The 25,417-nt window shown below is 51.7% G+C and carries 25 protein-coding genes; all 25 read left to right on the top strand.

Annotation, left to right across the window (positions count from 1 at the left end):
• The first annotated feature begins 41 nt into the window (after positions 1-41).
• The 25 genes from ABDD95_RS07415 (at position 42) to ABDD95_RS07535 (ending at position 25,415) form a co-directional block, all read left to right on the top strand.
• Positions 42-362, top strand: coding sequence for a hypothetical protein (locus ABDD95_RS07415; RefSeq protein WP_345951248.1), 321 nt, complete (start codon positions 42-44; stop codon positions 360-362).
• A complete protein-coding gene (locus ABDD95_RS07420) occupies positions 359-1,696 on the top strand; it encodes a relaxase/mobilization nuclease domain-containing protein (protein WP_345951249.1) in 1,338 nt (445 codons plus the stop codon). The genes ABDD95_RS07415 and ABDD95_RS07420 overlap by 4 nt, the downstream gene beginning before the upstream one ends.
• Before the next feature lie 20 nt (positions 1,697-1,716).
• Positions 1,717-2,346 (top strand): ParA family protein, encoded by a 630-nt coding sequence (locus ABDD95_RS07425; RefSeq protein WP_345951250.1) that lies wholly within the window; start codon positions 1,717-1,719, stop codon positions 2,344-2,346.
• Complete coding sequence (locus tag ABDD95_RS07430) at positions 2,343-2,705, top strand: hypothetical protein (RefSeq protein WP_345951251.1); 363 nt, start codon at positions 2,343-2,345, stop codon at positions 2,703-2,705. The genes ABDD95_RS07425 and ABDD95_RS07430 overlap by 4 nt, the downstream gene beginning before the upstream one ends.
• Positions 2,705-3,043 (top strand): hypothetical protein, encoded by a 339-nt coding sequence (locus ABDD95_RS07435; protein ID WP_345951252.1) that lies wholly within the window; start codon positions 2,705-2,707, stop codon positions 3,041-3,043. Before ABDD95_RS07430 ends, ABDD95_RS07435 begins: the two co-directional genes overlap by 1 nt.
• Before the next feature lie 3 nt (positions 3,044-3,046).
• A complete protein-coding gene (locus tag ABDD95_RS07440; protein WP_345951253.1) occupies positions 3,047-3,352 on the top strand; it encodes a DUF4134 domain-containing protein in 306 nt (101 codons plus the stop codon).
• 88 nt (positions 3,353-3,440) lie between these two features.
• Positions 3,441-3,746, top strand: coding sequence for a DUF4134 domain-containing protein (locus ABDD95_RS07445; protein WP_345951254.1), 306 nt, complete (start codon positions 3,441-3,443; stop codon positions 3,744-3,746).
• A 3-nt stretch (positions 3,747-3,749) separates the two neighbouring features.
• A complete protein-coding gene (locus ABDD95_RS07450; protein ID WP_345951255.1) occupies positions 3,750-4,058 on the top strand; it encodes a plasmid transfer protein in 309 nt (102 codons plus the stop codon).
• A complete protein-coding gene (locus ABDD95_RS07455) occupies positions 4,036-6,132 on the top strand; it encodes a DUF87 domain-containing protein (protein WP_345951256.1) in 2,097 nt (698 codons plus the stop codon). The genes ABDD95_RS07450 and ABDD95_RS07455 overlap by 23 nt, the downstream gene beginning before the upstream one ends.
• 548 nt (positions 6,133-6,680) lie before the next feature.
• A complete protein-coding gene (locus ABDD95_RS07460) occupies positions 6,681-8,489 on the top strand; it encodes a reverse transcriptase domain-containing protein (RefSeq protein ID WP_345947681.1) in 1,809 nt (602 codons plus the stop codon).
• 152 nt (positions 8,490-8,641) lie between these two features.
• Positions 8,642-9,253, top strand: coding sequence for a hypothetical protein (locus ABDD95_RS07465; RefSeq protein ID WP_345951257.1), 612 nt, complete (start codon positions 8,642-8,644; stop codon positions 9,251-9,253).
• 5 nt (positions 9,254-9,258) lie between these two features.
• The gene (locus ABDD95_RS07470; protein ID WP_345951258.1) at positions 9,259-9,921 is read left to right on the top strand and encodes a hypothetical protein; all 663 of its coding nucleotides are present in this window, start codon (positions 9,259-9,261) and stop codon (positions 9,919-9,921) included.
• Positions 9,918-10,586 (top strand): hypothetical protein, encoded by a 669-nt coding sequence (locus tag ABDD95_RS07475; RefSeq protein ID WP_345951259.1) that lies wholly within the window; start codon positions 9,918-9,920, stop codon positions 10,584-10,586. Before ABDD95_RS07470 ends, ABDD95_RS07475 begins: the two co-directional genes overlap by 4 nt.
• Positions 10,583-11,248, top strand: a complete 666-nt coding sequence (locus tag ABDD95_RS07480; protein ID WP_345951260.1) for a hypothetical protein — start codon at positions 10,583-10,585, stop codon at positions 11,246-11,248. The genes ABDD95_RS07475 and ABDD95_RS07480 overlap by 4 nt, the downstream gene beginning before the upstream one ends.
• A gap of 3 nt (positions 11,249-11,251) precedes the next feature.
• The gene (locus ABDD95_RS07485; protein ID WP_345951261.1) at positions 11,252-12,031 is read left to right on the top strand and encodes a hypothetical protein; all 780 of its coding nucleotides are present in this window, start codon (positions 11,252-11,254) and stop codon (positions 12,029-12,031) included.
• A gap of 11 nt (positions 12,032-12,042) precedes the next feature.
• The gene (locus ABDD95_RS07490) at positions 12,043-13,206 is read left to right on the top strand and encodes a plasmid transfer protein (RefSeq protein WP_345951262.1); all 1,164 of its coding nucleotides are present in this window, start codon (positions 12,043-12,045) and stop codon (positions 13,204-13,206) included.
• An 82-nt stretch (positions 13,207-13,288) separates the two neighbouring features.
• Positions 13,289-13,903, top strand: a complete 615-nt coding sequence (gene traK / locus ABDD95_RS07495) for a conjugative transposon protein TraK (protein WP_345951263.1) — start codon at positions 13,289-13,291, stop codon at positions 13,901-13,903.
• Positions 13,881-14,327: a hypothetical protein gene (locus ABDD95_RS07500; protein WP_345951264.1), complete on the top strand. Its 447-nt coding sequence runs from the start codon at positions 13,881-13,883 to the stop codon at positions 14,325-14,327. The genes traK and ABDD95_RS07500 overlap by 23 nt, the downstream gene beginning before the upstream one ends.
• The gene (gene traM / locus ABDD95_RS07505) at positions 14,324-15,556 is read left to right on the top strand and encodes a conjugative transposon protein TraM (RefSeq protein ID WP_345951265.1); all 1,233 of its coding nucleotides are present in this window, start codon (positions 14,324-14,326) and stop codon (positions 15,554-15,556) included. The genes ABDD95_RS07500 and traM overlap by 4 nt, the downstream gene beginning before the upstream one ends.
• Before the next feature lie 2 nt (positions 15,557-15,558).
• Positions 15,559-16,413 carry a conjugative transposon protein TraN gene (gene traN, locus ABDD95_RS07510; RefSeq protein ID WP_345951266.1) on the top strand — a complete coding sequence of 285 codons (855 nt, stop codon included), beginning with the start codon at positions 15,559-15,561 and terminating at the stop codon, positions 16,411-16,413.
• Positions 16,414-16,442: 29 nt separating this feature from the next.
• On the top strand, positions 16,443-16,829 hold the full coding sequence (locus ABDD95_RS07515) for a hypothetical protein (RefSeq protein WP_345951267.1): 387 nt from the start codon (positions 16,443-16,445) through the stop codon (positions 16,827-16,829).
• Positions 16,819-22,389, top strand: coding sequence for a helicase-related protein (locus tag ABDD95_RS07520; protein WP_345951268.1), 5,571 nt, complete (start codon positions 16,819-16,821; stop codon positions 22,387-22,389). Before ABDD95_RS07515 ends, ABDD95_RS07520 begins: the two co-directional genes overlap by 11 nt.
• Positions 22,390-22,437: 48 nt before the next feature.
• Complete coding sequence (locus ABDD95_RS07525) at positions 22,438-24,456, top strand: type IV secretory system conjugative DNA transfer family protein (protein ID WP_345951269.1); 2,019 nt, start codon at positions 22,438-22,440, stop codon at positions 24,454-24,456.
• A gap of 24 nt (positions 24,457-24,480) precedes the next feature.
• Positions 24,481-24,915, top strand: a complete 435-nt coding sequence (locus tag ABDD95_RS07530) for a hypothetical protein (protein WP_345951270.1) — start codon at positions 24,481-24,483, stop codon at positions 24,913-24,915.
• Positions 24,915-25,415: a M23 family metallopeptidase gene (locus tag ABDD95_RS07535; RefSeq protein WP_345951271.1), complete on the top strand. Its 501-nt coding sequence runs from the start codon at positions 24,915-24,917 to the stop codon at positions 25,413-25,415. The genes ABDD95_RS07530 and ABDD95_RS07535 overlap by 1 nt, the downstream gene beginning before the upstream one ends.
• Positions 25,416-25,417 lie beyond the last annotated feature (2 nt).

A 25,417-nucleotide genomic window follows, 5' to 3' on the forward strand; every position in this document is an offset into this window, starting at 1 on the left:
CCTTAAACTAACACGATTATTAACTAAATAAATTTATGGCTATGGAAATTCATATGACCTGGATCCACCTGGTGGTGATCCTCAGTTTATACTTATTGTACCAATATGCAAGGAGCTGTTACCGCAAACTATATGATGGCTGCGACTCACCCTATAACCCTTTCGTCCCGTATGAAAGCCCGGAACTTTACCGGCAATGGCACCGGGGTTACGAGCATGGCAAGCTCGAGGTCCGGCAGCAATATGCTTACGAGCTGGGCCGTACGACAGAAAAAATCAGCCAGATGAACGACGAACTGGCCGAGCGAATGAAAAGCTATTCGCGCGGAAATGAGCGGGAAGATTTAAGTGATTCCCCGTGATCGTGCGGATATTGTCCTCGTCAGCGACCTTTAACGGCGTAATTTATAATACGGACAAGGTTGACCGTGGTCAAGGCGAACTGATGCTTGTCAGAAACTTCGGCTCTCTACAGGGCCTGGAACGCCTGCGGCCGGAAGATTACCGTAACTACCTGAAGATGCTTTCTGCCCGAAACACCCGAGTGGTCAAACCGCAATTCCATGCAGCAATATCCGCAAAGGGCAAAACTTATGACCCGGAAGCGCTGACCGATATCGCCGTCAAATGGCTGGAAGCTATGGGATACGGAGAGCAGCCCTATTTGGTGGTCTTTCACAAAGACACGGACAACCATCATGTTCATGTGGTCTCCACACGGATTGGCCGCGATGGCAAAAAAGTTAGCAGTGCTTTCGAACATGTTCACGCCCTGCAGCATCTTAACCAAATTATGGGTGTCAGACCTGAAGAGAACGTGGCCCGGGATATGCGCCGGGCACTGGACTATTCCTTTTCTACCACTGCCCAGTTCATGATGGTCCTGGAAAGTCTGGGGTATGCCTTAAAGCTAGAAGAAGGCCACATCGAAGTCAAAAAGTTCGGACAGCGGCTGCACCATATTCCGGTGAGCGAGGTGGAATACAAAGCCGGTCTGTATGTTAACGACGCGCGACGGCAACGGCAGCTCAGGGCAATACTGGAGAAATACAGTAGCATCTACCGCACGGAGCTGACCAAAGCTGAACAGCCGCTTGCAGGCGGCCGCAGTCAACCGGTGAAGGCACTGACGTCTGATCTCTCGCGTTTCCTGGAAGCAAAGTTTGGCCTCCAACTGAGCTTCCATGCCCGGGATAATCAGGCGGCCTATGGCTACACCGTCCTCGACCACGCTAACCAAACGGTATGGAAAGGAAGCGACATTCTTCCGTTGAAGGACTTGCTCAGCCGAACCGGGCAGCAGGAATTTAACAAGCAGGATGCAGTGAGGCCGGAGCAACCGGCGGAGAAACTTAAGCCCGTCAGTCCGGAAACGGTACAGCTCTATGCCGCACTATTGAAAGCCGCGGTTCGTAATTACCCCGACCTCGCCCAGGGACTGCATGATTTGGGCCTGTCGATCACCCGCGCCCATGATCAGTTGCTATTCACTGATCCATCTGCACAAGTGCAGGTGCCGCTTGGTGAGCTGCTTTCGGATGCCACGACAGGCGACCACGCAGCGGTACAGGATTATGCAGCCTCTAAAGGATTTAGCTATGTACCGCCGGTCAATATTGCCGGGGACATCGACGACGAACAGATCAATGGCCGTAACCGCAGGCGCAGGAAGAAGGCCCGCACGAATACCCGTTAACCTCAAATTTGTAAATCATTATGGTCGTTATCATCGGCAACCAGAAAGGCGGCGCAGGAAAAAGTACGCTCACACTGCTGCTGGCCAATTACCTGACCCTGTCTAAAAAGAAGGGCGTCATTGTGCTGGACCTAGATTACCAGCAGTCCATCTCGCAAAAGTATGAGAAAGCGAAAATGCTGGAGAACGAGGAACCCTACCAGGTGATCCCAGCCGGCCTGGATCATTTTCCGGATATGGCCGAAGTACTGCTGACGACGGAAGACAAGATCATCCTGATCGACCTTCCGGGCAAACTGGACGACGACGGGCTGATCCCGATCTTCAAAGCGGCCGACCTCGTCCTCTGTCCCTTTGCTTATGACGAAATGAGCTTTGAGTCTACCATCTTTTTTTCCATCGTACTGCGTAAGATCAACGCCAAAGTGCCGGTCTGCTTCATTCCCAACCGTTCAAAGGCGAACGTTCGCTGGGATACCCAGCGGGACGTGGACGAGCAGCTGGAAAAATTCGGCACAGTCAGCCAGAAGATCCCCGACCGGGTGGATTTTCAGCGGGTGAATACCCAGCAGACGCCGCTGGCCGTTTCACCGATCTTAACGGATGTGCTCGGGCCGATCTATGATCAATACTTTAAAAATAATTTATGAGCGATATCAAATCACTGGCCGACCAGCTTCGCAGTAAGGTCGCACCGAACGGAGCTGCCGGTGCGGCGGCAAAGACAAAAAAGACAGCGGTTGAAGTGGAGACCGAACAGCCGGCACGCGCAGCACCGCCACCAAGGATCCCGCCGCTGCTGGAACTGATCAGGGCTTTTGACAACTCCGATCATAAAAGTATGATCCACGTGCGCTTCGATGCCAAAACGCTGCAAACCATGAACCAGTTCAAGATGGCGACCGGCATTGATGTCACCAAACTGGTGGCTTACGCCGTACGGGAACTGCTGGCGAAGCACCCCGAGATCAAAACAATTATTAAACAATTTATCCAAAAACTTGACTAATGAACTGGTTGCAATTTTTCTTCTGGATCACCGGTATTTATACGATTTATTACCTGGTCGTGATCCTGGCCGAAGTACTGGGCAAGAAGCGTAACCAGGCGGGCGCTGCCCTTAGCCGTGAACTCACTTTCGAAGAACCCGTCACGGCGCAGCAGGTTGCTCCGCTGGCGCCGGAAAAAAATGATCCGGAAGCGGAAACGCCTTCGAACGTTACGCTGCAGCGCACTAAAAAAGTCGCTCAACCCGAATCGGTTGGTACAGGCGGCGTGCCTGTCGACAACATTTTTTTACTGGCCAGGGCTGAGGTTATCCAGTATACCGCTAAAGTAGCTTTCTGAACGATGAAAAAGATCGTGAAAATAGTGCTGATGTTATTGTGCTTATGCAATACGGCATATCAAGCATTTGCGCAGCCGGGCCTCAGCGAAATGCAGCAGGCCCGTCAGGACCTGACATCCTCGTTCTTTTCCTCGCTGGATGTTTCGCTGGTGCTGGCAGCCGTATTAGGGATTATCGGTGCCGTCCGGATCTATCACAACTGGCAGATGGGTAAGGAACGGATGACCGCTGACGTGGCTGCCTGGTTCTTCGCCTCCCTTTTTATGGTCCTGATGGGTGCCTTCGTACGCGCCATTTTTGGCATTTAAGCCAATCTCTTGCAAAGCCAGGTTGTCACCGGCCGGGACAGCCTTCTTTTTAGACCCAATTCCATTCAATTTTTTAACGAACGAACCAATGAAGAGAACAAAAAAAATGTTCGCTATGGTCATGCTATTGGCCATTACGCAATTACAGGCCTTTGCCCAAAGCGGCGTAAACGGCCTGAACACCGCTACCAGTACCCTGAAAACCTACATGGACCCGGTGACCAATATCGCGCTGGTGATCGGGGGTATCGTCGGTATTGTCGGCGGTATCCGTGTCTATTCCAAGTGGAACAGCGGAGACCAGGATATCAACAAGGAATTGATGGGCTGGGGTGGTTCCTGCCTCTTCCTGGTCTTGTCCTCGCTGATCATCAAGGCCTTCTTTGGACTATAAGGTATGGCAAAGCGATTTGCCGTTTATAAGGGGCTCCAGCGGCCCCTTACCTTTAAAGGCTTCAAAGGAAAATTCATTTACTGGGGTGTCGGCTCCCTGCTGCTCGGGCTGGTGGCCGGGTCCATTACGATGGCGCTGGTCAACATGTATGTGGGCGCAGCGGTATTGGTCGCCATTATTGTCGGTGGACTTTTTTATACCGCTTCCAGGCAAAAGGGCGGCTTGCATGACAAGCCCGAGCCCCGTGGCATCTACATCCATCCGGTCAACCTCAAAATTCTTAAAGTATATGGCAAGCAAAAACGTGTTTAAACTGCCCTATCTCGGCATTGATACCTTTCCTGAATTTGATGTCCTGTACGGGTTGAAGGGCGAATGTTCGGTAACCATCGGAATCACGAATCCGGTGTTGCAATATGCCGCATCAGCCGCAGCTTATGATGAATTTCACAGCATCTTTATCAGCCTGGTCAAGATACTGGGGGGCGGCTACATCCTCCAAAAACAGGATATCTTTATCCGGTCAACCTATAGCGGTGCGGCAGCTGATGATTATTTGCAGAATAAGTATAACGCCCATTTCGAGAACCGCGACCACCTGAAATTGCGCACTTACCTGACCATTACGCGGCAGCCCAAAAGAGGCCGGTTTTACGTATACGATCCTAAGGTAATGGCAGAATTTAAACAGGCTGTCGCTAAAGCGCTATCGATCCTTCAGCAGGCCAGCATGCAGCCGCGGCTGTTGCGTAAAAAGGAGATCAACAGGCTCGTTCTGGAGGTGCTGTCCATGGATTCCCAGGGGAAGAACCTGGTACTGGATAACATCGTTCCCGATCAGACCGAACTAAAAATGGGCAGCCGGTCGATACGCTCGATCCTGCTGGTCGATACGGATGAGATCAACCTGCCGAACGAGGTCGGTACGCATACCGTGCTGAACGAGAAGGATACGTTGAAAGGCTTTCCCGTCGATATACTGGCCTTCCTGATGAAGGTGCCGGATTTTGAAACCATCCTGTACAACCAGGTGATTGAGATACCGCCGCAGCAAATGACTTTGGCCAAGCTGGAGGCCAAGCGGAAAAGGCAATCCAGTTTACCTGACCCTGCTAACCAGCTTTGCGTTGAGGACATAGATCACCTGCTGAATGACGTGGCCCGGGAGAACCAACTGGTGGTCAACGTGCATTACAATATCATTGTCGCTACTGGCGAGGACAGGATGCAGAAAGCCGCGAATTTTATTGAAAGCGCTTTATTCAACCTGGGCATTATCACAAGTAAGCGCTCTTCCAATCAACTGGAACTCTACCGCGCTGCCCTGCCGGGCAACGGTGTGGAGCTGGGCGCTTACGACTGGTTCATGACGACCTGCGATGCGGCATTGTGCCTGTTTTTCAAGGAGTCGCTGCCGCAGGATGATCCCAGCAAGTTCCTGATCCGCTTTACCGACCGGCAAGGCATCCCCATCGGGATCGACCTATCAGACCTGCCCATGCGCAGCGGCCGCATCAGCAACCGGAACCGCTTTGTTCTGGGCGGCTCGGGTACGGGCAAAAGCTTTTTTATCAATAACCTGGTCGAACAGTACCTGCTGTATAATATGGATGTCGTGATTGTGGACGTCGGCCACTCGTATACGGGCCTTAACGCCTTTAAGTCCGGGAAGTACGTGACCTATACGGAAGACAAGCCGATCACCATGAACCCCTTTGCCATCAGTGAGGCGGAATACAATATTGAGAAAAAAGATTTTCTGGTGACCATGACCGGGCTGCTGTGGAAAGGCGCGGAAGGCAGTATCAGCACGGTGGAGCGCGATGTGATCTCCGGCGTGGTCGGCGCCTATTACAGCCGTTATTTCAATCCCGCTTTTCCGGGGCTTACCCAAAAGCACTTGTATGGCATTCGCCGCCGGGTATTTGATAGCATGAAGGCGGAACCCGTCTTTGAAGATTTTGGGGATGCGGACTGGGATGACCTCGCAGAAGATGTGTTTGCGTACGGGATAAGCGACACGGAAGAGGAGCTGATGACCGGCAGTGCAGAAGCCGGTGGCTTTATTGCTGCTTTCCGGCAGAAATACCGCGCTGCGGTTGCTGAAGAGACACGCATTGCGCGGATCAGGCATGAACGTACCGGCGTCAGGGCATTAAATTTCAACAGCTTTTATGATTTTGCGCTCTGGAGAATACCGGAAATCAAAAGCGAAGACCATATTCCCTTCGACCTGGACGAGTTCCGCTATGTGCTCAAGAAGTTTTACAAAGGCGGTGAATATGAAACTATGTTGAACGAGGCAGCTGATCAGTCACTGTTCCATGAGCCATTCATTATCTATGAAATTGATAATGTGAAAGGTGCGCACGTAATGGCTGCATAATAAATATACCCATGGCAGGGTATTAGGCCAGTGTTCAAAGGGCCTATCATCCGTCGGCTTATCCGTGAGGGAAACCAAATATCGGGGAGTGTAGCATGCCGACAGCATCTATAAGTTGGCCAGTTATCAGGCCACGACTGAATAGCGGATGAGAAAACAGATATAAGGATAAAATCCATACTGATTGAATGATAACCTGAGCGGCTCCTCGTTGTATCTGTGACGTAAGATAACTGAACTCGTCATACTGTGATACTCTTTTTCCATTCCTTGAGGAGGGAGAGCAAGAACAAATCACAGCGCAATTGCAATATGCAATAAAGGGTGGACATCATATCCGACAATCTGTTGCGCCATAGTTATTACGCAGCTAAACGTGGATTACCTAAGTCAGAACGCCGCTGGCGCGGCTATCGAGCGTAGGCTCTTGAATATCTGATATGGTAACGGAGCTTCCGTAGTAGTCCGAGCAAGGGAAAGCCTTGTACATGGCGAAGGGAAGCAGCTAATATTTATTAATACCTATTTAGGAAAATGTGAGAGACATTATGAGAAATCCAGAAAAAGTATTAATCAGTCTAACAGCGCATAGCAAACTTTCAGATTATAAGTTTGAAAGGCTCTATCGTATCCTTTTCAATGAGGAAATGTATTACGTGGCGTATCAAAATATTAATGCGAAGCCAGGTAATATGACTAATGGCACAGACAGTCAAACTATCGACGAAATGAGCCTTTCCCGAATTGAGAAACTAATTGAAGCTATCAGAAATGAAAGCTATCAGCCACGTCCTTCAAGGAGGACTTATATACCGAAGAAAAACGGTAAAAAGCGTCCTTTAGGGATACCAGTATTCGATGATAAGCTGGTGCAGGAGGTAATCAGGATGATACTTGAAGCTATTTATGAGGGAAGCTTTGAGCATACCTCTCATGGTTTCAGACCTCAAAGGAGTTGCCATACTGCGCTAATGCAAATCAGCAAATCTTTCAACGGAGCCAAATGGTTCATTGAGGGCGACATTAAAGGGTTCTTTGATAACATCAATCACGATGTTCTGATCAATATCCTGCAAGAACGCATCTCCGACGAACGTTTTATCAGGCTCATCAGGAAGTTTCTGAATGCTGGCTACATGGAAGATTGGGTATATCACAAGACATACAGCGGAACGCCGCAAGGTGGTATCGTTAGTCCGATACTGGCTAATATCTACCTTGACAGGTTGGACAAGTATGTTAAAGACTATATCAACCGCTTCGATTTGGGTGAAGGGCGTACCCCGAGCAGGGAACGCAATCAATTGGAATACGATAAGCGAATTGCTACGCAAATGCTTAAAGCCGAAGATGATGCTACCGACAGGAAACTGATAGGCAGGCGCATTAAGGAAATTGATAGAAAAAGAGCATTGATACCCAGTTGCGACGAGATGGACGCGGGCTACAAAAGACTCAAATATGTCAGGTACGCAGATGACTTTTTAATTGGCGTAATCGGTAGTTTGGACGATTGTAAGCGAATCAAACAGGATATTTCAAACTTCCTGAACGAACAGTTACAGCTTACTTTATCGGACGAAAAAACGTTGATTACCCATACTGAGAAACCTGCAAGGTTCCTTTCATTTGATATTACTGTACGCAAATCCAACTTGACAAAAAGGAACGTTGAAGGCAAGATAAGGCGAGCATATCACAAAAAAGTGGTTCTCAAAATACCGCCTGATACGATAAAACAGAAGTTGCTCGACTACGATGTGTTAGAAATAAAACTACACAACGGGAAGGAGCAATGGAAACCAAAGCATCGGAAAGGATTGATATTCAACGATGACCTGGAAATCCTTAGCAAGTACAATGCAGAACTGATTGGCTTCTATAACTACTATTCAATTGCACTTAACGCCGGAACTGTCAATAACTTCAAGTACATCATGGAGTATAGTATGTACAAAACTTTTGCAGGTAAGTACAGGACTACTGTACCCAACATCTGTAGAAAGTACAAGAAAGACGGCGTGTTCACCGTAAGTTACACGAATACGAAGCGGCAACAGCGTTTTCGCACATTCTACAATGACGGTTTTAAGCGGAAAACAGAGGCCAAAGATGCCTTCTTTGACAAGCTTCCCAATTACTATCACGCAAAAATGAGAACAAGCCTGATTGACAGGCTGAAAGCTCGCAATTGCGAATTATGCGGGGAGACGAGTGAACTGGAAATGCACCATGTCAGGAAACTGAAAGACGTCGCTAAGGGCAAAGACCCTTGGGAAGTTCACATGATTGCACGGAAAAGGAAAACGATGGCCGTATGCCATACTTGTCACATGAAGATACATCACGGTAAATAGACTGTGGATATTAGTGGAGAGCCGTATACGCTGAGAGGTGTACGTACGGTTCGGAGGCGAGTGCTGGGAAACCTAAGATAGTAATATTAAAAGGCGCCCGGTGCTTAGCCCTACACAACAAGGTGCTTTTCCCGATCGTCACGCTGATTATCATGGATGTCTTCATCCAAAAGATGCGCCATCGTAAGGACCGCCGCAAGGCCTTGATCCTGGAAGAGGCCTGGAAGGCACTGGCCTCGCCAATCATGGCGGAGTTCCTTTTGTATCTCAATAAAACCGTCCGCAAGTTCTGGGGCGAGATCATCGAGGTCACGCAGGAACTAACGGACATTCTGAGCAACCCGATCGTCAAGGACAGTATCATCAACAATTCCGATACCGTGATCCTGCTCGACCAGAGCAAAGCGCTGGAAAACTTCGATGAGGTCGCCAGGCTGCTTTCCATCACCGATACCGAACGGCGCAAAATTTTCACGACCAACCAGCTGAACAACCGCGAAGGCCGTGGCCTGTTCAAGGAAGTTTATATCCGCCGCGGGCAAACCGGTGAAGTCTACGGTGTCGAGGTTTCCCTCGAACAGTACTTGGTCTATACCACGGAAAAGCCGGAAAAATCTGCGGTGGAGATTTACACCCGGCAGTATGGCGAATATACCCGGGGACTGGATGCCTTTGTCGCCGATTACCGCAGCAGCGGTCAGTCGCTCACTGAATTTGTTACCTCGGTTAACCAGGCAGGACGCCCGTTAACCATCATGAATTAATTATTATGCAACGATACCTTTTGTTATTCCTGTTGCTGTCGGCAAGGTTGGTTGATGGGCAGGTGCTATATGTCGATCCGGTGACTTCCGGGGCCATGCTGATGCACAGTTCGACCATTGACGGTCAGCTCCAAACGACCAATAACAACCTGACGGCCATACAGCGGGGGCAGCTGGCGGTGAGCAGCCAGCTGGTGGTCGTTAACGACATGAAAAACAAGATCTACGCCGGTCTGAGCCAGGTAGCCAGTGTGCTGAACAATCTGACCACGATCAGAGAGATCGCGGACATCGGGACGGACATTATCAGCGACGTGGGCAAGGCGGTCGCGACCGCCAGATCCAATCCCACGCTGCTGCTCTTTGCCGAGCAAGGAGCGCGCGATTTCCAGGCCCGGGCAACCATGCTGGCTGCGGAAGTCAGCGGCTTTGTGCTCAAAGGCGGAAAGGATAATTTAATGGATTCAGGGGAAAGAGGTAAGCTGCTCAACCACATCGCGAACGAAATGCGCATCCTGCGCGGCATCGCTTACGGGATGCAGCGGGCGATGTACTGGGCAAAGATGCGCGGCATCTGGGCATCGCTCAATCCCTGGTCGGAATGGCAGAATATGGACGTGCAGATCGCTAACAGTGTGCTGGCTGAAGCTAAATACCTCAAGAAATGAAAACAATGATTCTAAGTCCGCTTATCTTCCTGTTCTGGTTAACCGGTGCACATGCGCAGAAAAGCGCCTTAAACATCCCAGGGTTATGGCAGTTGGTCGATTATTCCAAATCGGAAAACCAGCTGCAAAACGAGGCCCGAAACAATCAGACCGTGGTCACCGCCAATGAAGCTGCCAATCAAACCATGCTGGCCAGGCTGAAGGACACTTACCGGACTCTGCAAAGGCGCTACAACACCCTGGGCACGGCAATTGACGCGGCAATAATCGGGTTGCAGGCTACGCCTATGGTCAACCGGATCATCCGTAACCAGCGGCAGTTAGTTGAGCTGGCGCAGAAAAACCCTGCGCTGATCGCATTGGCCTACCAAACCGAAACAGCGTTCGTGGGTAAAGCGCAAAGCCTGGTCAATTACCTGGTTGGTCTGAGTGCTGCTATTGGCGACGTCAACCAGATGAGGATGGCTGACCGGAAGGTACTGTTCGACTTTATCCTGTCGGAACTGAGTGTGATTGACGACCTGGCGCGGAACCTCGCCAGTTCCATGCAATATGTGAACTTCAACGGCCTCATCCGGACTCTCAATCCCTTCCAGGATTACATTGATATGGACCGCTCGCTGATCAACGATATCATTCACAACGCCAAATACCTCAAACCATGAAAATCTACGGCTTACTGGTGCTAGGCTACATGTTGGCTTCCTCGGCTTACGCGCAGCGCATTGTATTTGATTCGCAGCATTTTGCAGCGGTGACCGAGAACGGTTCCGTCCAGAGTTCGGCGGAATTAACGCACAGCCAGTACCTGTCCAAAATAGACGCTAACCTGCAAACGGTCAATACAAACGTCGGTTCGGTCGTCCTGGCCCAAACCATGATCTACAACGGGCTCGCTAATGTTAACTCGGCCTTGAAGAACGGCCTGGTGGTTAAGGATCTGGCTTTTATCGTGTCTGATATCCTTAATTATACGAACCAGGCCATTGCCATGGCCAAATCCGAGCCCTACCTGCTGCTCTTTGCAGAAAGCTACGCCCGTGAGATTGGTGCGCGCGCTACCCGGCTGGTCACTGATATATCCGGATTTGTATTGAAGGAAGGCGGAGGCGTACTGGCTGATTACAATGCCCGCGACCAGCTGTTGAATCATGTCCGGCGGGAACTGCAGATCATCGGCGGGATGGCCTATGGCGCGTGGCGGGCCATGTTCTGGGCGAAGCAGCGAGGTATCATTGCTTCGGTCAACCCCTTTGCCGCTTACATCAATAACGACAAGGTGTTTGTAGCGGATATCATCCGCCAGGCTAAATACTTAAAACAATAACTGATGAAAAAAATATCGATGATACTGCTGATGAATTTGTGGTGGTTAACCCAGGCTTTCGCCCAGATGACGATCAGGGACGAGGCCATCCGCTACCAGGAGGAACGCATGGTCTTCAAGCAATGGGACCAGAACAAGTTCAAGCCTGGCAGCGGTTTTTTAGGATTGAGCCCTTATTACTGGTTGACCTGGGGACTGATGCCCGGTTATAAAAAGACGGACCTTCGTCCCTTAGGTCCTTCGGGACCGCAAACGCAGCGCCTCGCTTTGGTCAGCACGATGAACAGCACGGACAACAGTTATAAGCTGCATGCAGATACGCTTCGCAATTCAGCGCTTTCAGAAATCGCTAATCAGCAAGGCATGCTTTCCGGCGCTGATCCGCTGTGGTTGCTTTTTTATTCGAAAGAACTAAGACCGGTGCTTGATCATTCGGAAGCAACTATTCTGGGCAGCCTGCCCGCAGCTATCCGCAGCCAGGTGGTCAGCGAGGGTATTTACAATTGGTACAGCCGGGAACTCGACATGCTGAAAGAACGGCTCGACGCGGCGCGCAGTACCGATATGGACCGCGGCTCGCGCATTATGGCTTACCACCGGATGCTCCTGGAATACCGCGTATTGGCTGCAACCTGGGCCACACGAACAGCTACTGCCGTTTTGAACCGGCAGATGACCGATGGTCAGTCGCGGGCGACCAGCGGCCAGGTCACGATCGGCAACTGGTCGCCTGCTACCGATATTCAGATCGCCAACAGGGTGTTGGCTGACAGAAAATATTAATCTCAAGTATCATGAAGAAAAAAATCACACTGGCGTTCAGCTTATGGATGCTGCTGGGCGTCACGCTTTGTTTCGGCCAGGTTGGTCCCAGCCCGGAATACAAAAAGTCATTGCAGTTCCTGCAGGGTGACGGCGTCTATGAGGAAGGGATGATGACCATTCTCAAAGGGTTGAAGGATTCCATCTGGAGCAATTTTGACCTGTTCATCACGGATGCCAAGGCCTTGTCCGCCATTTTTATGATCATCTTTTTTGCGATCAAATCCTATGAAATGATGGCAGGCGATAAAAAGATGGAGATCATGCCGCTGCTGAGGCCCTTTGGTCTGGTCATGGTCATCATCTGGTGGGGGGGCTTTACCAAAGTCGTCGCTTTTCCCACCGACCTGGTCGCCTTAAAAACCGAAGAAATGTTTAAAAGCGAGCAGAATAACGTCAATGACCTGCGCTTTACCCGTGCGGATTATATGCTCAAGGTAGCCAATTCCCTGTATACTTACCAGGCGCAGACGGAAGTGGCCGCCAAGGAATCGGATACCTGGTATGGCCGGGCTTGGGATTCGGTGACCAGTACGGTCAAAGAAGGCATATCCACGGTCGTCTCACCCTTATTGGAACTGAAAAACCGGCTGACCGTCGGCTTGCAGCTGCTTTTCACCCAGCTGCTGGAACTGGCAGGCATCTGGATACTCCGGATCGCCGTGTATATTATTTTCATGATCCAGATCATCTACTCGTCCATCCTTATCATTCTGGGTCCCTTTGCGGTTGCCGCCAGTATCCTTCCGGCCTTCCGCGACAGCTTTTCTACCTGGGTTGCACGGTTCGTATCCGTAAATCTTTATTCCGGTATCGGCTACCTGGTGATGTACTTGTGTGCCCTGGTTCAGAAATATGCGCTGACCTCCGAGATCAGTAAATATAAAGAACTGGTCGGCGAGGACGGGCTCAATGCGAGTATCGAAAAGATGGCGGTGTTTGCCGGTAACGGCATACTCTCTTTCGGAACGGTGATCATTACTTTTGTGGTCGGCGCCATTTGTATGTTCACGGTACCGAGCATATCGACCTGGATTATTTCCACATCAGGCATCACGTCTGCCTCCTCCAGCTTCGGCCGTGGTGCTGCCACCATCGGAGGCCTGGCAAAAAAGGCATCGGGCAGCTTCCTCTGATACAATCGATCACTTCTTCTTTTCTGTTTCCTGTTTACCCGGCCGTCTGTACTTCCTGCAGGCGGCCTTTTTTCATTAAATCATGATCATCAAAAATATTGAATCCAAGATCCGGCTGGCGACAACGGTCGCCATCAGCAGCCTGGTTGCCGCAGTGATCATCGCCGGGCTGGCCTGCGGTTACGCTTACCGCCAGGTGCTCAGCGCCCGGCAGAGTGTGTATATCCTGGACGGCAATGTGCCCATTCTCGCCAAACAAACCGATGTCAAGATGAACCGACCTGCGGAGTACCGCGCACATATCGACCTGTTCCATTCCATCTTTTTTTCGCTGACACCTGATGACAAATACATCGAGTACCAGATGAAAAAGGCCATGTACCTGATCGATGAGTCCGGGGCTCAGCAGATGAACAACCTCAAGGAAAAGGGTTACTTCAATTCCGTGTTGTCATCCAGTTCCGTGCTGACCCTGCAGACCGACTCCATCACCCTGGACCTGCCGCACCATTATTTCCGGTTCTACGGCAAGCTGAAAATCGACCGGCGCAGCTCGACCATCGTCCGTTCGCTGGTCACAGAAGGCAACCTGAAAGATATTCCCAGGAGCGACAACAACCCGCACGGCGTGCTCATCACCGATTGGAAAACCTTAGAAAACAAAGATCTCGAAAATGTTCAAAAGAATTCATTCTAAACGCGACCCGGGCGATACGCTCGGCAGCGAGATCCAAAAAGAGTTCGCTGTCTATTTTAAAAATGCCGGCAGCCTTACGCAGTGCCTGCTGGAGCGTCATCCTAAATATACGCTGGCCGCGATGGCACTTTGTATTCTGGTTTCCCTTGTGCTCTCGTTCACGCTGTTTCACCAGCCGGCAAATGTGACGCCATCCCAACATGCTCCTGACAGAAACGGAACAATTCATCCGGACGCCCCGGTCAGCGACGGACTGGACCAGATCATGGCGACCACCTCCGCACTGCAGCAAACGCTGGACGTCAGAAAGCAGGTGGAAAACCTGCTCGCCAAACCGGCACTCACGGCTGCGGACAGCGGAGAACTGGAAAAAGCGCTGGACAGGCTCAGTCATTTACAAAAAACTATAAATCAAAGACCATGAAGATCGACTTTAAGCAGCCCAAATATATCCTGCCGCTGATCGTGCTGCCTTTCCTGGTATTGTTCTTTTACGTGTGGCACAGCCATGCTGCAAAACAGCAGCCGGCGGCAAAACCCGATGCAGGTATACAGGACAATATCGGCGAGGTATCGCCTGATGTCAAAAAGAAAGGGCTTTCTGATAAGCTGGACGCTTTTCGCAATACCTATAAAGAAGCTGACGGCTACACCGCTGTGAACCCGATCGGGACGGAATCGTCCGGCGGCACTGCTTTTACCAGTAGATACAGTACGGAAGAGCAGCGCAGGCTGGATTCCATCGACCAGCAAATGAAGCAGCAGTTCGGCAGCGGTCATACGGCCGCAACTCGCGGAAAAAGCGGTTCCTATTCATCGGTGAGCGGTCCTCGGCGGCCTGCGGCTTCTGATGCGGACGACCGGGCGCTGGCAGCGGCGCTAAACAATCTTTCTGCCGGGCGGCAACATCCGCCTGCCAGTCGCCCTGCTGCAGATATGACCAGCAAAGAAAAAGACCCGATGGAACTCTTCAAAACACAGATGGCTTATATGGACAGCGTCAGCAAGTCCAATGATCCGCAGTACCGGGCGGAGCAGCAAAAGAAGGCGGCTTTAGCCAAGGCGGAAGCCCTACGCAAAAGCCAGCCGGTACTGGAAGTCCGTAAATCGCTGGAAATGCCGGATGACTTCAACACCGTCATGCCCCAAAAGAAAGAGGCATTCATTACGGCGATCATTGATGAGAATGTGACCGGATTTGCCGGCTCCCGCATCCGGCTGCGCCTGCTGGACGACATCTATGCCGGAAGGGTGCTGATCAGAAAAGGTACTTATTTGTATGCGCTGATCTCCGGCTTCCAGGGGCAGCGTGTGACCTTATCGGTGACCACGGTGCTGACCGGGAATGAAATCCTGCCTGTGAAACTGGAAGTGTACGACCAGGACGGGTTGCCCGGCCTGTATGTGCCGGCTTCTGCTTTCCGGGACTTTACCAAGGACCTGAGCGGTAATTCCATGCAGGGGGTGACCATCGACGGCGGCGCACAAAACGGCAGCCAGTTCCTGATGAGTACGCTCGATAAAATGTTCCAGTCGACGTCTGCGGCCATCGCCAGCGCCATCCGCAAGAACAAAGCGAAGATCAAATACAATTCCTATATCTATTTAATCGACCCGCAGGCGCAGCAGAACGCCCTGCAAAACACCCATTAACCATGTTGAAATTACGCATGCTTTTAGCGGTCATGATGATGACCGCCGGGCATATCTTTGCCCAAATTTCCGGGAACAGCAACGGAGGAAAAGACGCGCTGCCCGTCGTTTACCTGCCGGATAACGTTTCGATACACTTCGTATCGCCCGAGCCGATCGGCTATGTGGATATTTCCAGCAAGTCCGTTGCCGGTGACCTGCCGGTCAGAAACATCCTGCGCATCCGTCAGCGTACCGACTCCCTGAAGTTCGCCGGTCAAGAGGGCGATGCCGTGCTGACCATCGTCGGCGAAAAATTCATTGCCCAGTACCGGCTGTTGTTTGTTCCGCCTGAGCCCCCGCTGCCGGTAAAAACAACTATCGAGATCGGGCCTGGCGACATTCGGCCGCTGGACTTTCCGGGCATTTCTTTTTCACAGGCCGAACTTCGCGGGTATGCTGCCGGGTTGATGAACCGAAAGCCGGAGAAACACCTGGAACACAGCAAGGCCTATGGCATCAAAGCGAGCCTGGGCCACGTCTATACATTAGGGGACTATATCTTTCTGGACATCGGCTTTGAGAACGACACCCGTTTGAAATATGATATTGACGAGCTGCGCTTTAAAATCGAGGATAAAAAGGTGACCAAGGCCAGCACTGTTCAAACGCTGGAGATCAGGCCGGACTTCGTGCTGTTCAACACGCCATTTTTTAAAGAGCATTACCGTAACGTGTTTGTCTTCAAAAAGTTCACCTTTCCCGGCAATAAGCTGCTGACGGTCGAGCTCAGTGAAAAGCAGCTTTCCGGCCGCACGGTCAGCCTGAAGATACCTTACCGGGACATTTTGGACGCGGACATCATCCCTGTTCCATAGGACAATCATTCATCTTAATAATCATTGCTATGGAGGACAAAGTAAAAAAGCTAACGCTCCGCCTGGCGCAGCTGGACCCCGAACTGTACATCCGCCTGCAGGACGAAGGACGCCTCGCTGATTACCTCGACAGTTTTTATGCCGTTCCTGATCCCTTGGCAGAAATGGCCTCCAGGTTTGGCGCCAGCCGTTATGACTATGTCGCCGGTGTCCTGGAAGAAGATTTTCTGGCCAGTTACCTGCTGTTCAGCGGCTGCGGCATCCTTCGCTATGAACTGATCAACCTGACGGCTGCCTGTGCGGATGATTTTGAACAGCACTGGTTCCCGGGGCAGGAGGACAGCCGCCTGCTTCGATACGCGGTCATTGCCACGATCGATACCTTCCTGAAAGGAGGGTCGCCCGATGGCATTTAACGCAGCACAAAAGCTCGCAGGCAATATCGCCGCTATCCGCCTGGCACTCGAGTGGGACGGGCAGCGCCGGTTTTCTTCCGATGAGTTGGAGACCCTGAAAAATTATGCCGGCTTCGGCGGGATCAAGGTGATCCTGTTCCCGGCGGGAGAACGCGGGGAATGGGTCAGCAACAACGCTTCTGAAGCCGACCTGCGCCTGTACCCTTTAGTCATGGAACTGCACGGCTTGCTCAAGGAAAAACTTCCAGAAGCAGCTTATAAAGATGCCGTCGACGCGATGCGGCAAAGCGCGCTGACCGCCTTTTTTACACCGGACCTGGTGCCGCGGGCACTCTACACCGCACTGGCTGACCAGGATATCCTGCCCAAAAGACTGTATGAACCCAGCGCAGGCGCCGGGATATTTATCACGGAGGCCCTGCGGTTCTTCCCGGATATGCAGGCGATCAATGCCGTAGAAAAGGATTTGCTGACCGGTAGAATCCTGACCGCAATCAGCAGCAGCATTAGCGTTCCCTCAACCGTGCAGATCCGAGGGCTGGAAGAAACGCCGGCTACCGAGAAGGCCCAGTACGACCTGGTCGTCAGCAATATTCCCTTCGGAAACTTTTCGGTTTTTGACCCGGCCTATGGCGCCGGTGGCGTAACGAGCCGCATCCACAATTACTTTTTTGCCAAGGGGCTGGAAAAGCTGGGCCATGGTGGTGTCATGGCTTACCTGACGACTAACGCCTTTCTGAACATCCCGGCCAATGAGCTTGCCCGGAAGCTGGTCTTCACCTCGGCCGATTTTATCAGCCTGTCCGTCCTGCCGGATAACCTGATGAAAGAGAACGCCAACGTGGAAGCGCCGAGCCACCTCCTCGTCGTCCAGAAGAACGATCACAAAAATTCCTTGACGGAGGATGAGCAGTTACTGATCTCCATCGTGGAGCAGGAGAACGGTTACGGCAGCTATACGGTGAATGGCTACGTCCTACGTCATCCCGAACTGATACTGGCCGATGAGGTCGGCGAGGGCACCAATCAATACGGCAAACCCTCACAAATGATCTGGCATAACGGTGAACTGGAAGATCTTTTTTCTGCCTTTGCCGAACAGATTGCTGAAGGCATAGACGCCCGGCTGGATAAAGGCAGGTTCGCAAACCTGCAAAGCGAATGGGCAGTTGAAAAAGAAGAGCGGCAAACCGGCGGCGCTGTGCTGCCCTCGCGAAACGGCGCTGCCCAACTGACCTATGTGCCGATGCCGGAAAATAAACAGGGCGCCAGCTCCGGGCAGCTGGGCTTGTTCGACAGCACCCCGGCCGCTGGTGACAACCGCGCGCATGCTTACCTGTCCGATCTGGATGAGGCGACAATCGATGCTGCAACAGCCAGGCTGATCGCTACCATCCGTACCCATGACCGGCCCGAACATGAAGCGGTGGTCCTGATCACGGCGAAAGCCCGGGGCAGTAACCGCTACTTGTACAAGCTCTATAGCAATGTGGCCGAGCTGCGCTTCCAGAACAAATGGCTGACCGGGAATGCGCTGACCTATGACCTGAAGGGCTTGTCCCTGCGTTTGAAGCATTTCGGACATGACTTCCGGTTTGAAGGGGACCGCAGCCTGGAAGCGGCATTCGGGCTGCAGCCCGAACGGACCGCTGCTTTTACGCAGCTGCAACCTTTCTACGTCAAGGAAACGCTGGTCATTCATGAAGGCAAGGCCGGCCTGCTGGATACACCGGCGAAGGGACAGGCAGTATTCCTGCCTTTCGAAGAGCAGCGCGACCGCGGCTTCTATCAGTCCTACGTACCGCTACGCGACAGTTACCTGGAGCTGTCCACACTGGAGGCGGAAACGATGACCGAGCAGCGCGAACTGCGCGATGAGCTTAATTTTCGTTACCAGCAGTTTCTCGAATCTTACGGCGAGCTGAACAAGACCTTAAACCGTTCCCGTATCCTGAATGACCCCGCATTTGGCTTTGTCATTTTATCCTCGCTGGAAAGGCGCGAAAATGAAGCCTGGATCAGGACCGATATTTTTAGCGGACCTGTTTTCCCCAGACAGGAATCCTTACGTACGGAAGACCCTGCGGAAGCTTTGGCGCGCTGTCTCAATGATAAAGGTTACGTTGATCTTTCTTACATCAGCCGGATGACCGGACTGGAAGAGAATCAGCTTATTCGCCGTTTGGAGAAGCAGGTGATACTTAACCCGGCTACCCGCGAATGGGAAACGACGGACCGGTACCTTTCCGGTAATGTGGTGATCAAATTGGGGGAAGCGGAAAAGGCCGCACAGGAGAACCCCGAAGACCTGCAGGTGGCCCGCAGCCTGGCCGCTATCCGCAGGGTTCAGCCGGAAAAGATCGCGTACGAGATCCTGGACTTTAACCTGGGCGAACGCTGGGTACCCCTGGATTATTACCAGCGCTTTGCCAGCGAACTTTTTGAGCTGGATACGCAGATCGAATATTTCGCTTCGCTCGATACGTTTAAAGTGAGCTATAAGTTCGGCAATACCATTACGGACGAGCAGTTCGCGGTATTGCCCAAATCGGGAAGAAAGATGAACGGTCACACTTTGCTGGAACACGCACTGGAAAACACCTCGTCGCACTTCACCTACGAGGTGGGAGAAGGCGCGGACAGGGTGCGGCTGCCGGATAACGAAGCCATTCAACTGGCCCACCAGAAGATCGAGACCATCCGAACGCGTTTCCTTGACTGGCTGAAAGAACTGCCGCAGGGAGAAAAGGCAGCACTGGAAAAACTTTATAACGACACGTTTAACTGCTATGTGCTGCGTCAGTACGATGGAAGTCACCTGCGTTTTCCGGGTTTGCAGTTGAAAGCATTGGGTATTGTGGACCTGTACGATTCTCAAAAAGATGCCGCCTGGCGCATCATCCAGAACCGGGGAGCGCTGATCGACCACGAGGTCGGCCTGGGTAAAACCCTGACCATGATCGTGGCCGCACAGGAAATGAAGCGGCTGGGCATTGTGCATAAACCCATGATCATTGCCCTCAAGGCCAATGTCAGCCAGATTGCCGAAACCTACCGGCTGGCCTATCCGAAAGCGCGTATCATGGCCCCGGCCGAAAATGACTTTGCGCCGGAACGACGCCAGCAGCTCTTTCACCAGATCAAGAATAATAACTGGGACTGCATCATTTTAACGCATGACCAGTTCGGCAAGATCCCGCAGTCGCCGGAGATCCAGCAGCAGATCGTTGAGGAGGAACTGGAAAACGTCGACCGTGACCTGGACACCCTGCGCAACCTCGGCGGTGAGATCAGCCGGAAAATGCTCAAAGGACTGGAGATCCGGAAGAATAACCTTGAAGCCAAGCTCAATGGGATACTTTATGCCATCGAGAACCACCAGGACACCGGCGTCACCTTCCAGGATATGAACATCGATCACCTGTTCGTTGACGAATCGCATAAGTTCAAAAACCTGACCTTTACGACCCGGCATAACCGGGTGGCGGGGCTGGGCAATACCGAGGGCAGCCAGCGTGCGCTGAATATGCTTTTCGCGGTGCGCAGCCTGCAGGATAAGTTTGGCGCTGATCTTTGCGTGACCTTTTTGTCCGGAACGCCCATCTCCAACAGCTTAACGGAAATGTATTTGCTTTTCAAATACCTCAGGCCAAGGGAACTGGAGCGGCAGCGCATCCAGAACTTTGACGGCTGGGCGGCGGTTTTTGCCCGCAAGACCGTCGACTTTGAGTTCTCCGTCACCAACGAGATCATTGCCAAGGAACGTTTCCGTCATTTTATCAAGGTGCCGGAACTGGCTTTGTTTTACAACGAGATCACCGATTATAAGACGGCTAAACAGATCAGCTTGGACCGGCCGGTACTCGACGAGGCATTAGTCAACATTCCGCCGACGCCTGATCAGGCCGAATTCATCAAAAAGCTCATGGCCTTTGCCAAGTCGGGGGATGCCACGCTGATCGGCCGGCCTCCGCTGACCGGGGACGAAGACAACGCACGCATGCTGATCGCGACCAACTATGCGAAAAAAATGTCGGCGGATATGCGGCTCATTGATCCGGACTACGGCGATCATCCCGGCAATAAGGTCAATGTCTGCGCCCGGAAAGTAGCAGAGATCTATTTTGAGAGCGATGCCAACAAGGGAACGCAGATTATATTCAGCGATATCGGCACGCCGAAGCCCGGCGCCTTCAATGTTTATGACGCGCTAAAAGAAAAACTGGTCCGTGACTTTCATATTCCTGCGCATGAGATCTCCTTTATCCATGATCCTGACTGGGCAAAAGGCAAAACGAAGCCCGCCATGTTCCGGAAAATGAATGAGGGCCAGGTTAGGATACTGCTGGGAAGCACGGAAAAAGCGGGCACCGGCCTGAACGTTCAGAAACGGATCGTCGCCATGCATCACCTCGACATCCCCTGGAAACCAAGCGAACTGGAGCAGCGTGAGGGGCGCGGGGCACGCCAGGGTAACTGGATCGCCAAGCTGTTTTATGGCAACAAGGTCAGGAACTTCATTTATGCGGTCGAACAGTCCCTGGACAATTACAAGTTCAATTTGCTCAAAAACAAGCAGATCTTTATCAGCCAGATGAAGCAATCGACGCTGAATGTCCGTACCATCGATGAAGGTGCAATGGACGAGAAAAGTGGCATGAACTTTTCCGAATATATTGCCATTCTTTCCGGTGACACTACGCTGCTGGAAAAAACACGGGTGGAGAAAAAGATCGCCGTCCTGGAAAGTTACCGCTCAGCCCATTACAAGGAAGTAGCCAGGAGCCGCTATACGCTGGAGAATATGGAGAAAGAGGCGGCATCGACTCATGACACGCTGCAAAAGCTGATGACAGACGAGGCGACCTATAAAGGGCAGCTGCAATATGACGCGGAAGGCGCTAAGTTAAACCCGCTCATGGTGCAATCGCTTGTCTCCGCCGACCCGGAAGTTATTGGCAAGCATTTTATTTCACTTTATCAGAAGTGGGAACCGGCTAAGGGCCAGCCGGACGAGATGCTGATGGGCAGCCTTTACGGCTTTGAATTGTATGTGCGCCGGGAACGGGAAGCCTACGAGAAGGATGAGATGGTGCAGTACCGCTACCAGAATCAGCTATACGCGGAGAGTCCTGCCTCGGGTATCAAGTACATATACAACAACGGGCATCCCAATATAGACAACCCGAAACTGGCTGCCCGGTACTTTCTGAACGCGATTGACCGGACGGTAGCGCTTCGTGAAAAATACGAACGGCAACTGAAGGAACATGAGCGGGAGGTCCCGATGCTGCGCAACCTGGTGCAGAAGAGCTTTGATAACGAAGACGAGCTGGCCGAACTAAAAGCCGAACAGGTGCGTCTTGAACAGGAGATAGCAAAGAAAATTCAGGAGAGCCAGCAAAAACCGGTTGAAGCAGCGGAATGCCCGGAACCGGTGCTGTTACATGTGACGGAAGGCGAACCGGAAGCGAAACAAGTTTCTGCGGAAAGTATAATCGTAAGCCAGCCGATAGCTGCTGAAGGCCAGAACGAGCGCAGGTTTGCTTACCGCCGTTAGCGCAATTTTTTCAGGTCGTTTCAGACCAATAACTAAACCATTGAATTTATGGAAGAAACACGTGAACAGCAGAAGCTGCATGGCTTTCTGCAATGCATCATTTACGTCATGGTCGTCCTGGAGGCGGCTATTTTTATTTACATCCGTGCGCCGGTTTGGGGGATATTTCACCCGGCACTGGTCAGGATCAGCCATATTGCGATTTACGATAACCTGGTCTACAGCAAACTGTCGACCCTGTTACTAATCTCCCTGGTCAGCATCGGGACACTCGCTAAAAAGGAAACGGAACTTGATCCGAAAACACATATCGTTTATCCGCTTGCCCTGGGGCTGTCGTTTTTCTTTGGCAGCCTGTGGTTCTATAACCGTCCATCCGGTTTCGCGTTTGCCTACACCAGCTGGTATAACCTGGGTTATTTAGTTTTATCCTTCACCGGGGCATTGCTGATGAGTATGGCGATGGACAATATCTCCAAGATCATCCGTTCAGGTCTGGGCAAGGATATCTGGAATGTCGAAGGGGAAAGCTTTATGCAGCCGGTCAGGCGCGTTGATACCCCTTACTCGGTCAATATCCCGATGCTGTTCTACTATAAAGGTAAGGTCCGTGACGGCTGGATCAATATTGTCAACCCCTTTCGCGGCAGTATCCTGATCGGCACACCCGGCAGCGGTAAGTCCTACGGGATTGTGAACCCCTTTATCCGCCAGCTGATTGCTAAGGAATTCTGTGCCTGTATCTACGATTATAAATATCCTGACCTGGGCAAGATTGCCTATTACAATTACCTCCTGGCCAAGCAGAAGGGGCGTTGCAGGATGCACGAATTCCATGTGGTTAACCTTAACCAGGTAGAAAAGAGCCGACGCATTAATCCCTGGCGCAGCGATTATATCACCACGCTGGCCGAAGCATCGGAAAGTGCCGAGGGCTTGGTCGAAGCTTTGAAAAAAGGTGATAAGTCCGGCGGCAGCGATCAGTTTTTTACGCAGTCCGCGATCAACTTTCTGGCGGCCTGTGTTTATTTCTTCAGCAAGCATGAAGGCGGTAAGTACTCCAGTCTGCCGCATGTGCTTTCGTTTTTGAACCGAAGCTATGAAGAGATATTTGGTACGCTCTTTAGTGAAGCGGAACTCGTCTCCCTGCTTTCACCATTCAGGAGCGCCTTTCTGGCCAAGGCCTTTGACCAACTGGAAGGCCAGGTCGGAACGCTCAAAATCTTTATCAGCCGCCTGGCCACGAAAGAATCGTTTTGGGTTTTCTCCGGTGATGACTTCGATTTGAAGATATCCAACCAGGATGCGCCGGGTATACTCGTTCTGGCCAATGATCCGAATACGCAGAACATCAACTCGGCCTGCTATTCGGTCATCCTGAACCGCCTGACCAAGCTCATTAACAATAAGGGTAATCTCCCTTCGGCGCTGATCATCGATGAGGTGCCGACGCTTTACGTGCACAAAGTAGAGAACCTTATTGCCGTAGCGCGTTCCAATAAGGTCAGTATCCTGCTCGGCCTGCAGGAGCTGCCCCAATTCCAGCAGCAGTACGGCAAGGACACGGCAGCGACGATCACTGCGGTGACCGGCAATGTCCTGTCCGGCTCGGTCCGAAACAAGGATACATTGGACTGGCTGGAAAAGCTGCTGGGCAAAAACAAGCAGATCGGCGAAGGCCTGTCCATCGACCGTAACAAAACGTCCACCTCGCTCAACGAAAAACTGGAATCACTAATACCAGCGGGTAAGATCGCTTCCCTGAACACGGGAGAAATGGTCGGGCTGATCGCCCAGGACGTGCAGGAAAATTTCACCGGCCGCTTCGAAACGTCGGCAATTAACTGCAAGGTCAACCTTGACCGGAAGGAAATCGAGGATGAAGAAGCCGGTTATCGCGACCTGCCGGTGTTTTATGATTTCCAAGGGCGTAAGGACGAGGTACTGCGCCAAAATTTCCTGCGCATTAACAGCGAGATAGAGCAGGTCATCGCCGCTTTTGCACCGTCAGCGCCGGTTACGCCTCCGGCAACGAAGGCATCTATGAATGCCCCGTCAACCCAATAAACTCACCTTTTAATTAAATAATTTATGGATGATTTAACAGGTACCCTTGTTTTGGTGCACCCCAGGCTGCCGTCAGATACAGCTGGAAAGCAGGGTGTCATTGGCATGATTACCTCAGCCGACCTGGAAAAAGACGATGTCTTTGTGAGCTTTGGCAAAGGGGAACAGGCGCTCTATGCCACCGACGCGCTCATGGTGCTGAAACACCCGGATAAGCTTTATCGCGATCTCATTTCTAATTTCAAACAGCTGGAAAAAGATGATTTCAAAACACTTTTTCAGATCAACCTGCTGCAACAGCACGGCACTTCAAAACAAATCAAGACCGCTATGGAACTGGCGTTAGGCAACGATACCCTGCTTAAGCATGCGATGAACACGCTGGATGACCATCTCGGGCTAAAAAAATCCGCTGCGCAGGATATTCAGCAGGCTTCTGCGGTAAGGATTGGACGCTAATGACGCGCTTTCTCATTTGGGTGACTTGCCTTGCTTTTTCGTCACCTATGCTGGGGCAGACTGCGCTATGGAACAGCACTTCTCCGCTAAGCCGCCTGAAACTTAACTTCGGTTACGGCTATCGCATTCACCCGCTTACCGGAAAAGAAAAGTTTCATGCCGGCATTGACCTCGCCGCGCGCAGTGACACGGTCTTAGCCGTTATGGACGGCGTTGTGACCCAAACGGGTTATCATCCCTTGCTCGGCCTGTATATCCGGATCAATCATGGCGGCGGCCTGGAAAGCCTATTCGGCCACTTGTCGCAATTATGGGTCGTAACAGGAGAAACCCTGAGCGCAGGAAGCCCTATCGGACTGACCGGGTCTACCGGCCAGGTCACCGGTGAACACCTCCACTTTGCCGTGAAATTCAATAACCGTTTTATTAACCCGCTGCTCTTTCTGAAAATAATTCTCCGAAGGAGCTGCTTTAACCCAACACATGCTGATCATGAATAGCA

The sequence above is a fragment of the Mucilaginibacter sp. PAMB04274 genome (assembly GCF_039634385.2).
Lineage (GTDB): Bacteria > Bacteroidota > Bacteroidia > Sphingobacteriales > Sphingobacteriaceae > Mucilaginibacter.